Origin of the sequence: Bacillus sp. MMSF_3328, from assembly GCF_030733525.1 — a bacterium.
GTDB lineage: Bacteria > Bacillota > Bacilli > Bacillales > Cytobacillaceae > Bacillus_AB > Bacillus_AB infantis.
On the sequence record NZ_JASHIV010000009.1, the window covers coordinates 40834 to 53006 of the forward strand.

A 12173-nucleotide genomic window follows, 5' to 3' on the forward strand; every position below is an offset into this window, starting at 1 on the left:
TAAGCTATTGCGCAATTCTATGACCTTCTTTCTGTACAGGATGCTTTTCCGATGCAATGTCTATGAATATTTCATGCAGAGAAACACGGTCGATGGACAGCTCCTGGACTGCCAGCTCCTCAGGCAGCTGCTTCAGCCACCTGGCTGGATGAACATGGCTGTCGAGATAAAGGACTGACACATCGCCTTTTTGCTCCACCCTCTGCACATGGGGGATTTCCTCCAGCATTGCCGCTCCATTTGCCCCGCGGATTGTGCATTTATAGTTCGCATACTCTTTTTTCACTTCTTCCACCGTTCCAGCAAGGACCTTGTGCCCTTTATGGATCATAAATAACCGGTCGCACATTTCCTCTACCATATTCATCTGATGCGAGGAAAGCAGAATGGCCGTCCCTTTATCCGCAAGCTCCCTGATTTCCTTTTTGAAGACCTCCTGGCTGACTGGATCAAGCCCGGAAAAAGGCTCATCAAGGATGAGAAGGCGGGGCTCATGAAGGACAGAGGCGATAAACTGGATTTTTTGCCCCATCCCTTTGGACAGTTCCTCCAGTTTAGCTTTCTCCTTCCCTTCCATATTGAACTTAGCCAAATACTCCAAGACCCGCTCTTTTGCCTTTTTCAATGGGTAGTCCTTTAACTCCGCAAGATAGAGCAGCATATCCATCACCTTGACATTTTTATAAAGGCCCCTTTCTTCAGGGAGGTAGCCGATCAGGTGGCGGGGAATGCTTTTTCCTGAAGAATATCCGTGAAACGTGATATCTCCTTCATCCGGCAGAATGATGCCCATGATGCTGCGGATCGAGGTGGATTTGCCGGCGCCATTCGGTCCAAGGATTGCCATGATCTCACCCTCATGCACCGAAAAAGAAATATCCTTCAGCACCTGCTTTTCTTTATATGATTTGCCGATTCCTTCAACAGAAAGTACCTTCCCGGTCACTCTCTCCACCCCTTTTCCTGTTTTGGCTGCTGAAGCATGATGGTCAGCGCTTCCTCAAGCTCCGGCACCTCTTCCTCCAAAATCGAAATGCCAGCTTTTTTAAAATAACGTTCTGCTTCCAAGGCTGCCGAGGTTATGACCATCCGATCCCCCTGGCGTGATACTTCCCCCGGTATGCTTGAATCCGGCAGCTGGCCCACCCAATACTTTTTAAACTTGAGGGCCAATTCATCTTTTTCAAAATGGCCAGTGATTTCTCCATCCTTCATAAAAAGGATATAATCGGCCAGTTTGCGGATATCCTCTGCCTGATGGGTCGCAATGATCATCGTCTTATCTCCCCGCTCCATCCACTTAGCAAGCACTTCCATTAAAAGATGCTTTGCAGGTATATCCATGGAGGCAGACGGTTCATCCAGAAGAAGAATCTCTGTATCCCTGGGCAGGGTCAATGCAAGATTAAGTTTCTGCTGGACGCCTTGGGAAAGCTTTCCGTAAGGCTTATCAAGGGGAACCGAAAATAGGTTTACAATCTCGTCGAACAGCTGCTTATCCCAGGAAGGATACCATCGCGAAACAAGTGAATACAGCTCATATCCGGTAAGCGTGCTGACGCCGTTCAGTGTCTGGGGCTGATAAGCGATGGTCTGCTTCCATGACTCTCCCTCTGAAATCGATTGTCCGTTTATCAGGATATCTCCCTTGTCTCTCTTGGCAAGATTCATCATTAATTTTAATAGGGTGCTTTTTCCTGATGAGTTATTGCCGATCAATGCTGTGATGGTCCCTGGCTCAAAGCTTGCATTCAAAGGGCCCAGTTTGAAGCCGTCTATATTTTTTTCAAGTCCGGTGATTTCTATTGGCAGCATGCTCATTCCTCCCCGTTCTTAATTTTTTCTACCACTTTATGAAAAATCTCTTCTATTTCTTCAAGTGTGCAGTCATAGCTCATGGCCGTCCGGATGCCATTTTCGAGTGCCTGGTAGACTGAACTGTGCTTAACATCCGCCTTTTCCGATTCAGCCACCTCGGCTACAAAGGTTCCCTTTCCCTGGATCGTGGTGATGAAGCCTTTATATTCAAGATCCTGATAAGCCCTTCTCGTTGTGATGACACTCACCTCAAGATCCTTAGAGAGGGAGCGGATGGACGGTAGCGGCGATCCTGCCGGGAGCACCCCGCTCGCAATCAAAGCTTTTATCTGGCCCTCAATCTGGTGGTAGATGGGAACGCGGGATTCCTTGGATAATCTGATAGGAAGCTCCAAGCGGTTTCCTCCTTTCTATGATAGATAGTCGATTGTAGACATTTTCTTCAGCATGTATTTTTTATAGAAGAGCGTGCAAGCCACTGCCGCTGCTATCGCCAGCAGGGAAGTAAATAATGGCCATCTCCCCGCGGCCATAATCGTCCAGCCGACAAGGCCGCTGCTGTAGGTATTGAAAAGGATGACAGCTGCAATTCCTCCGCCATACAGCATAATGCTGTAAATGACCATGCGGGTGCGGTTGATCATATCGCCAGCTTCCATTACCGGGAAAGACAGGCCAAAGAAAATGCTGAAAGCAAGCCACATAAGAGTAAAGGCAGCAAATCCGCCTAATCCCAGCTCATGGTTCAGACTTGGACTAAAGCTGTACAGCAGAATCATGAAAATCAGCTGTGCTGGGATAACGGTCATAAAATAAGTCAAAAAACGGCTTTTCACCAAAATCCCTTTCCTGATCGGCAGCTGGCTCAGCGTCATGAAATAAGGGGAGGCCCATACATCTCTTTGCACCTTTTGAGATTGGAAGTCTTTTGTCCTCGACCAAGCCCCCGAGAATCCGAATAAAATCATAAACATAAAATCCACAATGGCAGTTTTGCCAATACCGAGCGAAAAAGCTAAAACGGTTACCCCAAGGAACAGGACAGTATTGAGTATGAGCTGTATAAAACCTCTTGCTGATTTGCCCAGTTCAAACTTAACGAGCCACATTGCTTCTTTCCATTCATTCAATTTTGATTCCTCCCACTGTTATACTGTTTATATCTATATACACAGTATATGATATTTAGTATTATATTTCCAATGTTTTTTAAAGGTTTTAAACACCAAAAACAGTTGTTCCTTTTCTACTCACCACTTTTTAAAAAATCCGGATAGGATATCCTCTGATAAGCTTAAGTCAAAATTTACGATACCCTAAACACTTAAAGTTATTTGACGATAATAAATTGGTGAATCAGACCAATTAAAAGAAAGAGGAGTTTGCATAATGAAATTATCAATCAAGCAGAAATTAATAGGAAGCTTCCTAATTGTGTCCTTCATTTTTGGGATTGCATCCTTTATTTCATACAAAAATATGAAAGACTCAAATGAATCTTATGATTATGTAGTTGAAACTGTTGCTGAAGTAAGAGCACTGACACAATCCATCCAGACAGACGCTGCTCTGCAGACAGGCTATTACCGTGCTTTCCTGTTATATGATGAAGACAGTGAAAGTTTCAGAGATATGATGAATCAGGCAAATGAAAGAATCAATGCTTCTATAGCCAAAGGAAGAGAGCTGGCTACCCTGCAGGAAACACAGGATCGATTTAACTCTATCCAGGAAGCAAATAAGAACTTCAAAGAATTGGCTAACCAAATCATGGATGACAGCAGCATAGATAAGGAGAAAGCAATTGCTGAAGGCTTAAACTTAATTGTCCCTATCAGCAATAATCTGACAGAGAGCACGCTTTCTATGCATGATTGGCTGAAAGAAGACATTCTTGATGTTAAATTTAAAGAAACACAGGAACAATCCAGCAAAGCACGAATGTTATTGCTTTCTCTAAGCCTAGCCGCTGCATTAATTGCTTTGGCCAGCGGGATTATTATCTCCGTGTTAATCACCAGGCCGATTGCGAAACTGGGCAGTCTGGCCAAGCAGGTAGCTGGCGGAAATTTAAACGTGGATACATTGAATTTAAAGAATAAAGATGAAATTTTTGATTTAAATCAATCTTTCGAGGAAATGAAAAATAATCTCAGAGACATGATCAGCTCCATCTCTTCTAACTCTGATTTAGTGGCTGCATCTGCTGAGCAGCTGAATGCGAGTGCGGAACAGTCAACCATAGCCAGCGAAACAGTTTCATCTGCCATACAGGAAATTGCCGGTGGAGCCGAAAACACGACAATAAATCTGGAGAATAATTCAAAAGCCTTAAATGAAGTGCTTCAGGGCATTTTACATATCTCGGAAAGGTCAGCTAATGTAGCCGAGCTCTCAAGAAAGACAACTCAGGAGGCTGAAGAGGGGGAGAAACAAGTTACAGACAGCCTAGAGCAAATGAAGTTTATTCACCATTCCATCAAGCGATCGAACCAAGTGATATCTTCTTTATCCAGCCGTTCAAAAGAAATAGGTTCAATCTCTGATGTGATCAGCGGGATTGCTGATCAAACAAACCTGCTGGCTTTAAATGCCGCAATTGAAGCGGCAAGAGCCGGAGAGCATGGGAAAGGGTTTGCAGTGGTAGCTGATGAAGTGCGCAAATTAGCAGAGCAGTCTCAAGCATCAACAAAGAGTATCGCTGACCTGATTGCACTAATACAGCAGGATACAGAAGAATCAGTTAAAATCATGGATGAAGCTGTAATAAATGCAGAAGAAGGCGTAAAAGTTTCAGAGCAAACATCTGAAAAATTTGCCGGGATACTAAATAGCACCAGAAACATTACCCCGCTGATTGAACAGGTTACTGCCACTGTCCAGCAGATTACTGCCAGTATAGATGAAGCGACTAATGCAGCAATGGATATCTCGATGATGGCCCAGGAAAACGCATCAACTTCGGAAGAAGCTGCTGCATCAACAGAGGAACAGCTGGCATCAATGGAGGAAATCCATTCATCTGCCCAAGCATTGGCACAAATGGCTGAAGAATTGAAGCAGGTGGTAGATAAATTTAAAATCTAAGCAGTACTAGTAGAGCCACTCATATTTTATGGGTGGTTTTTTATATTTCTATGAGCCTGCTACAGACGGAATAAGTAAGCAGGTCATAAAGGTGAGCTTATAAAGAAACACCGCCCTGCCTAGCAGGACGGTGCTCAAGAAGCTAACAGCTTTTATTCATTTGTTCCCCTTTTAAATGGCCACCAGTTTGCCTGGCCGAAGTTTTTCACCATCACCGGGATAAACAGAGGGAGGATGATGAACGCATACAACAGGAGTCCGACCAGGATGATCGAGGCAATCTGCAGCAATGACAGCATGCCGGATGGCATCATCGCCGCGAATGTACCGCCAAGGATGACAACTGCCGAGATGATGACAGTTCCCATCTTCTTCATCGCCATCAGCATCGCATCTGCTACAGAAAGGTCTTTATATTCATTGAAGCGGTCCATGAGGAAGATGCTGTAATCCACCCCAAGCGCAACAAGAATGACGAACCCGAAGAACGGCACGGCCCAGCTGATGCCTGTATAGCCGAGAATATCCACGAAGATCACTTCGTTCATCGCCATGGACGTGTAATAAGTCAGGATCAGTGATCCGATAATATAGACTGGCATAATAATAGAACGGAACAGGAATACAAGAATGATAGAAATGCCGACGAGCATCAGCACGACTGTGCGGGAATAATCCTTGCCTGACATCTCATCAAGATCTGCGTTCGTACTTGTAATTCCGCCCAATGCCAATTTAGCATTTTCAAGCTTTGTATCCTTCGTCGCCCTCTCCACGGCATCCTTAATTTCCGGAACCTGATTGATGGCTTCATTTGAATACGGATTTGCTTCAAAAATAACATCCAGTGTCATGACTTTGCGGTCTTTTGACATATAAGCATCTACCGCCTGGTCGAAATCATCGCTTTCCAGGACTTCTTCCGGCAGATAGAATGCATTCAGGGAATCTGACTGCGACAGTCCGGACAGATAGTCCTGTGCAGAACCCAGTCCGTCTGATACCTGATTCAGCCCATCCACACTCTGATTAAGGCCGTCAGTCAGCTCACCCAGCTGGCCGCCGAGGCTGCCGAAGCCATCCAGCAGCTGCTTTTGGCCATCATTAACGCCTGCAAGTCCGTTTGACAGCTGCGGGAATCCATTGACAATCTGGCCCTGCCCGTCTGCCAGCTGTTCGAGGCCGGCCTGCTGCTGTTCGAGGCCGGTGATGATTTTCTGAAGTCCGCCGGCCAAATTCTGCTGGCCGCTGATCGCCTTGCCGAAGTTATCATTTGCCTTATTAAGTCCATTCTCTACGCCTGCCAGCCCGCCATTCAGCTGTGTCAAGCCTTCTGCCAGAGGTTTAATATTTGCCTGTACATTCTGCACAGTTCCTTTAATTTTTTTGTAAGAATCATTTTCAGCTATTCCTTGATAATTGTCTTCCAATATAGCAAAATCATCTGCTGTAATGCCTGCAAGAGCTTCTGAAAGACCGTTTAAACCTTCACCGATACCCTTATATTTAGCTTGCAGCCCACTTACTCCTTCGGCAGCTTCCTGATATCCTCCGAGTAATTTATTGTAATTTACAAGCAGCTCTTCCGCCCCAGCCTTTGTCTCCTCCAGCCCTTTTTTCAGCTCAGTGGATCCGGCTGTGCCCTGGCGGAGGCCGTCTTCAATTTTGGCCAAATTGGTTTGAATTTCAGAAAGGCCATTCTGAATTTCGCCTGTTCCTGATATCAATGTACCGATGCCTGAAACAGCCTGATCCAGCTCCGGCTCTGATTTAGACAGTTCGCTTCCTGCTTCCTGTAGCCCGTCGCTGATCTGTTCAAGTCCGTCTTTTCCTTCGCCCAGGCCATCTTCAAGGCTTTCGGCCTGCTTGGAGACGAAGAAATCTTCAATCGGCTCACCTGTCGGCCTTGTTACAGACCGGACAGTATCGACCAAGTCCACTTTTTCCAGCTCCTGGCTGATTTTTTCTGCGAGAGCGATGTATTCAGCTGAATCCATCCGCTCATCGTTCTGGAGCACAATTTGCGTCGGCATCGATTCACCAGGGCCAAAGCTGCCGCTGATGGCATCAAATGCCTTGATGGACGGTACATCCCCGCTGATTTCCTCCAGGGAGTTATAGGAAAGATCTCCGTCATACACCACAAGGAACGGCACACAAACCGCCGCAACTATGAACAGGGCAATGAATGGGCGTGCAAGCGAGAAGCGCCCGACAGTACCCCAAAGCTTGCTTTCACCATGTTCTGCCGTGCTTTTTGAAGGCCAGAAGATCTTTTGGCCGAGCACAGCCATGAAGAATGGCACTACCGTGAACAGGGCGATCAGCAGCAGCGCTACCCCTACGGCAACAGCTGAGGCTGACTGATACAGCTTAAACTGGGAGAACCCGATGGCCGCAAAGCCGATCATAACCGCCAATCCGCTGAAAAATACGGTGCGGCCGGCATTCTTATACGTCGCAACAATCGCATCTGCCGTTGATTCACTGTGAGCCAATTCTTCTTTAAACCGGCTCAGCAGCAGGATACAGTAATCAGTCCCGATACCGAAAAGGACGGCCACCAGGAAGATCTGCGTATAGTTGGAAATCGGGAAATCCACTTTATCCACCAGGATCGATACAATCGATTGTGAAGCCAGATATGAAAATCCGACCGTCAGCAGCGGGATGACCGGCGCCACGATAGAGCGGAATACCAGGAACAAGACAACGAGGATGAACACAACGGTAATACCCTCTGTTTTCTTCAGGCCTTCCTCAGAGCTGGTGGTCAGATCTTCATTGATCATCCAGTTGCTCGTATAATAATGGTCAACATCCGCATCTTCAATGGTTTCATACAGGGCATCGCTCAGCTCGCCTGCTTCGCGGCCGTTCCAGCTGATGCTCAATGATGCGAGAATCGACTTCCCGTCATCGGAAACAAGCTGGTCTTTCAGGTTTTCTTCTGTAAAATGGGAGAGGATCTGCGTGATCCCAAGTTCCTCTTTATTTGCTTCCAGATCATTGATGGCTTTCTCAGCTTCTTTGATCTGATCTGCCGACAGCTTTTTATCATCATGGAAAACAAGGGCCACCGAGGTTTCATCGCCTCCGCCTTCCTGCTTCTGCACTTCGTCCATAATCTGGCCGGCCAGCTTGGAGGAGTATTCCTCCGGCACATCCACCTGCCCTTTTTCACGGACAAGATCAGCCATATTAGGGGCCAGGAAAAACAATCCGGCAATAACTGCGATCCACGCAATAAGGACAAACCATTTTCTCTTGATTATTGTATACACGCCTATTCCTCCACCTGTTGATCTTTAATTTCAAGCAGAATACTGCCCAGTTTCTCATAGGTTGTGATAAACTGCTCTATCTCCTGCTGGTCAAATTTTTTGATAAAAGATTCAACCAGCTTGTTGATGCGTTCTTCCGTTTCCGAAAAAAGCTCCCTGCCTTTTTCAGAAAGCGTCAAGTACACGACCCTGCGGTCTTTTTCATCACGGGTCCGTTCGATCAGGCCCTTCTCAAACAGTCTGTTGATGATGGCCGTGATCGCACTTTTTTTGACATCGAACACCTCAGCCAATTCTGTTGACGTGCAGTTCTCTGAATGGTGGATGTATCTGAGCGTGTAATGCTGGTCATTTGTCAGTTCATCCCCGAGCTGGCACTTTACCAGGTTTTCGCCCGTCTTGTTTACTGAGAAGGAAACGGATATGTACCGGTCCACTAAGTCTTTTATATTCTCATGCGGCATGCATTATTCACCTCTCCCGCTATAAAGTTCTACCCTTTAATAATTCAACACTTTAACTAATTTATCTTAATTGTATTTTTCTGTCAAGGGGGAGTTTTTGAGTAAAAATTGAACTCAAATGGATTTCCTATAATTAGACTATTTCTGTAAAAATGAGTTTTTCTGGATATCTGCTTATTATGGGGTGTTGATTTCCGTTACAGGCACTTCGCTTTCCGCGGGGCGGCGCTGCAATCCCGCAGGAGTCTTCGTGCCTTCCACTGCAATCAACAGGTTTTTGAAACTCGTTTAGCTTATGTAACCAAGGCTGTTGAACAATCAAAAAAAAGAGGTACGGAATGAGAATATTCCGTACCCTTTTTTCTGTTATTTACTTAATCGATTAGGTTTTTCTGTTTCAGGAAGTCGATTGCTACTTCGCGCGGGTTTTCTTTGTCGAGGTCGACTCTGGCATTCATTTCAGCCATTTCTTCCTCGGAAATCTGGTTGCCGAGCCTGTTGATGACTTCTTCAAGCTCTGGATATTTTGCCAGTGTTTCCTGGCGGATGATTGGTGCTGCATAGTATGGCGGGAAGAATTTCCTGTCATCTTCAAGCACCTTCAGGCCGAAGCGGACAATCCGCCCGTCTGTGGTAAAGGCAGGGATGGCATCTACTTCCCCTTCCTGTACAGCGGAGTACATCAGGTTTGCATCCAATGTCCGCTTTTCGCTGAAATCGAGATTATATGTCTCAGTGAAAGCGGTGAATCCATCCTCACGCTCGTAAAAATCTGCAGGACCCCCAAATCGGAGCTCCGAGGACACAGGAGATAGGTCGGAAATTTTTTCAGCACCATACTCGCTGTCGGTTTCCTGATTGACTGCGAGGGCATATGTGTTCTGGAATCCTAGAGGCTCCATCCACTCCAGCTGATATTCTTCGCTGTAGCCTTTCTTTACTTTGTTATATATATCCTCAGGGCTGTCCTCCGGGTTATAGGATTCCTTCATGATCGTCAGGAGACCCGTCCCCGTATAGTCCACATACATATCAATATCGCCCTTTCGGAGGGCCTGGGTCAGGATTGGAGTGTCTCCGAGCCCTTCCTGCACCCTGACATTATAATCTGTCTGATCTTTGATATATTCAGAAAGGATATGAGGGAGGATATACTGCTCTGTCCATCTCTTCCCGCCGAGGACAATGGTATCTTCCTCATTGCCGCCCCTGAGTCCAAAGAACAATGCCAGCGCAGCAATAGGAATAAGGACAAAGGAGATCTTCTTCCAGTTCACCTTTCTGCCTCTGCGCGGGTCGGTGGCAATTTCAATTCTTTTCAAGATCAAATCAATCACAATCGCAAGGACGGCTGCCGGTATCGCACCTGCAAGCACAAGCTCATTGCGGGCAGTGGAAAGGCCCCTGTATATCAAGTCCCCGAGACCGCCTGCCCCAATGAAGGCGGCGAGGGTCGCCACACCGATTGTCAGAACGGCTGCTGTCCTGAGGCCTGCCATAATGATCGGCAATGCAAGAGGAAGCTCAATCATCCTGAGGATCTGGTTGCTTGTCATCCCCATGCCGCGTCCTGCCTCAACGGCAGACTGGTCTACACCATTGATGCCTGTATATGTATTTCTTAAAAGAGGCAGCAAAGCATACACAGTCAGGGCGATGATCGCCGTTACATTTCCTATCCCGAACAGGGGAAGCAAGAATCCGAACAGCGCAAGGCTCGGGATCGTCTGGAAGATGGATGTAATGCCAATGATCGGCTCAGCCAGCTTCTTCCTCCGCGAAATAAAGATACCCAAAGGCAGGGATATCGCTGCTGCTATCACAATGGAAACAACCGACAAAAATAAGTGCTGCTGAAGGGCTTCCAGAATTTCAGGCCATCTATTTTTAAAAATATCAACAACGAGTACAAAGAAATTATCATTCATTTATAGTGCCCCCTTCAGCCGGTGATGAAATTTTCATCCCCGCCAGGCCTCTCATCATCGTGGACCTTGTGATAAGCCCGGCAAGCTTTCCGCCCTCAAGGACGGGAATGTAAAGGGACCCTTTGGCAAACAGCTCAGCAACCTCATTATAAGGTGCATCAACGAGTACTGACTGATAGTTCGCGCTCATAATATCGCCAAGCGTTTTTTCTTCCTCGGCGTAATTTTTTTCGACATCATCAATGGTTGCAATGCCAAGGAGCTCATTCTCGCCATTTACTACAAAAAGTGAGTCAACCTTATATGTCTTCATCGTTTTCAACGCCTGTGCCAGACCTCTGCCGGGACGCGCTGTAATGACCTTCCTGAGCATCAGGTCAGCAGCAGCAGGCTGCCCGTTCTCAGCATCATTCAGGCGGTCTTCGCCGATGAAGCCTTTGACAAACTCATTCTTTGGATAACGCAGAATTCTTTCCGGCGTATCGAACTGGATGATCTCGCCGTCTTTTAAAATGGCAATCCGGTCGGCGATTTTAATGGCCTCATCCATATCGTGGGTGACAAACACAATGGTCTTTTTGATGGTTTCCTGCAGCTTGACCAGCTCATCCTGCAGCTGCTCACGGCTGATCGGATCCAGTGCGCTGAAAGGCTCGTCCATAAGGATGATGGGCGGTTCTGCCGCCAGGGCGCGGATAACGCCTACACGCTGCTGCTGTCCGCCCGACAGCTCGCCGGGGAACCGGGTCCGGTATTCTTTCGGATCCAGGCCGACAAGCTCCAGTAATTCGTCCACTTTATCGGAGTACTGCTCCTTTTCCCAGCCTTTAAGCCTCGGAACAAGTGTAATATTATCTTCAATGGTCATATGGGGAAGCAGGCCGATCTGCTGGATCACATAGCCGATATCCCTGCGCAGCTTCACAGGATCCTTTTTGGATATGTCTTCTCCATTGATAAAAATCTGGCCGCTGGACGGCTCAATAAGCCGGTTGATCATTTTCATGGTTGTCGTCTTTCCGCAGCCGCTCGGCCCGATCAGGGCAACCAGTTCCCCTTCTTCTATATGGAAATCAATATCCTTGAGGGCAACAAAGCCATCCGGATATTTCTTTCCTACATGCTTAAACGTAATCAATAATCAACGCCTCTTTCATTATGTAGTGCTGCTAGGTTTAACATGCCCAAAACAGGCAGCTTGAATGAATGCACAGAAAAAACAGGCTGTAGCTTCATAAGCAGCCAGGTGTATACTATTGGATTTGCAAAATGGTATTAGACAAGAGTTCTGCGATTAGCAGATGCAGATAAATGCGGGAATTTCAAAGACAGGTAGATCCTGAAAGATTGATTTGCCTTATATGGCGCTGAGGATTTTGGCCATAAAATCGCGGATTCAGCAAATCAATGTATTGAGCAGGCGTTCGCCGTTCCCAAATACTCAGCAGCATGATGCGGTGGAGACCGCCAGAGCTGCCTGCCCTAAACAGGGCTGATGCAAAAAAATGAAATCCCAATAGCAATAATTCTTTGTAGCCTTCCCTCCTTTATATAGTCCAACTTTTTACCCATCTCTAATTAATTGTAAACAT

9 protein-coding genes are annotated in these 12173 nt (G+C 46.6%); 1 reads left to right on the forward strand and 8 read right to left on the reverse strand.

The annotated features are described in order from the left end of the window. Positions 1-4: 4 nt before the first annotated feature. Genes RBB45_RS15400 through RBB45_RS15415 form a run of 4 tightly spaced genes read right to left on the reverse strand, consistent with a single transcriptional unit; the run spans position 5 to position 2948 of the window. Complete coding sequence (locus RBB45_RS15400; protein WP_306009882.1) at positions 5-946, reverse strand: ABC transporter ATP-binding protein; 942 nt, start codon at positions 944-946, stop codon at positions 5-7. Continuing rightward, the gene (locus tag RBB45_RS15405; protein WP_306009883.1) at positions 943-1815 is read right to left on the reverse strand and encodes an ATP-binding cassette domain-containing protein; all 873 of its coding nucleotides are present in this window, start codon (positions 1813-1815) and stop codon (positions 943-945) included. The genes RBB45_RS15400 and RBB45_RS15405 overlap by 4 nt, the downstream gene beginning before the upstream one ends. Positions 1816-1817: 2 nt before the next feature. Further along, positions 1818-2213: a GntR family transcriptional regulator gene (locus RBB45_RS15410; protein WP_009793102.1), complete on the reverse strand. Its 396-nt coding sequence runs from the start codon at positions 2211-2213 to the stop codon at positions 1818-1820. A 15-nt stretch (positions 2214-2228) separates the two neighbouring features. Beyond that, positions 2229-2948 carry a hypothetical protein gene (locus RBB45_RS15415; protein WP_306009884.1) on the reverse strand — a complete coding sequence of 240 codons (720 nt, stop codon included), beginning with the start codon at positions 2946-2948 and terminating at the stop codon, positions 2229-2231. A 259-nt stretch (positions 2949-3207) separates the two neighbouring features. Between RBB45_RS15415 and RBB45_RS15420 the strand changes: the two genes are divergently transcribed. Further along, positions 3208-4905: a methyl-accepting chemotaxis protein gene (locus RBB45_RS15420; RefSeq protein ID WP_253618311.1), complete on the forward strand. Its 1698-nt coding sequence runs from the start codon at positions 3208-3210 to the stop codon at positions 4903-4905. A 152-nt stretch (positions 4906-5057) separates the two neighbouring features. On the opposite strand, the gene RBB45_RS15425 is transcribed toward RBB45_RS15420, so the two are convergent. The 4 genes from RBB45_RS15425 to RBB45_RS15440 form a co-directional block, all read right to left on the reverse strand. Next, a complete protein-coding gene (locus RBB45_RS15425) occupies positions 5058-8189 on the reverse strand; it encodes an MMPL family transporter (protein WP_306009885.1) in 3132 nt (1043 codons plus the stop codon). 2 nt (positions 8190-8191) lie between these two features. Further along, complete coding sequence (locus tag RBB45_RS15430) at positions 8192-8653, reverse strand: MarR family winged helix-turn-helix transcriptional regulator (protein WP_009793098.1); 462 nt, start codon at positions 8651-8653, stop codon at positions 8192-8194. Between the two features lie 374 nt (positions 8654-9027). Continuing rightward, complete coding sequence (locus tag RBB45_RS15435) at positions 9028-10581, reverse strand: glycine betaine ABC transporter substrate-binding protein (RefSeq protein WP_306009886.1); 1554 nt, start codon at positions 10579-10581, stop codon at positions 9028-9030. Continuing rightward, entirely contained in the window at positions 10574-11719 is a 1146-nt protein-coding gene (locus RBB45_RS15440; RefSeq protein ID WP_306009887.1) for an ABC transporter ATP-binding protein, read from the reverse strand. The genes RBB45_RS15435 and RBB45_RS15440 overlap by 8 nt, the downstream gene beginning before the upstream one ends. Positions 11720-12173: the final 454 nt, after the last annotated feature.

Bases quoted from the DNA above. Each gene is read 5' to 3' on its own strand.
- RBB45_RS15405 (WP_306009883.1), bottom strand. From the start codon at position 1,815: ATGCTGCCAATAGAAATCACCGGACTTGAAAAAAATATAGACGGCTTC.
- RBB45_RS15420 (WP_253618311.1), top strand. From the start codon at position 3,208: ATGAAATTATCAATCAAGCAGAAATTAATAGGAAGCTTCCTAATTGTG.
- RBB45_RS15430 (WP_009793098.1), bottom strand. From the start codon at position 8,653: ATGCCGCATGAGAATATAAAAGACTTAGTGGACCGGTACATATCCGTT.
- RBB45_RS15435 (WP_306009886.1), bottom strand. From the start codon at position 10,581: ATGAATGATAATTTCTTTGTACTCGTTGTTGATATTTTTAAAAATAGA.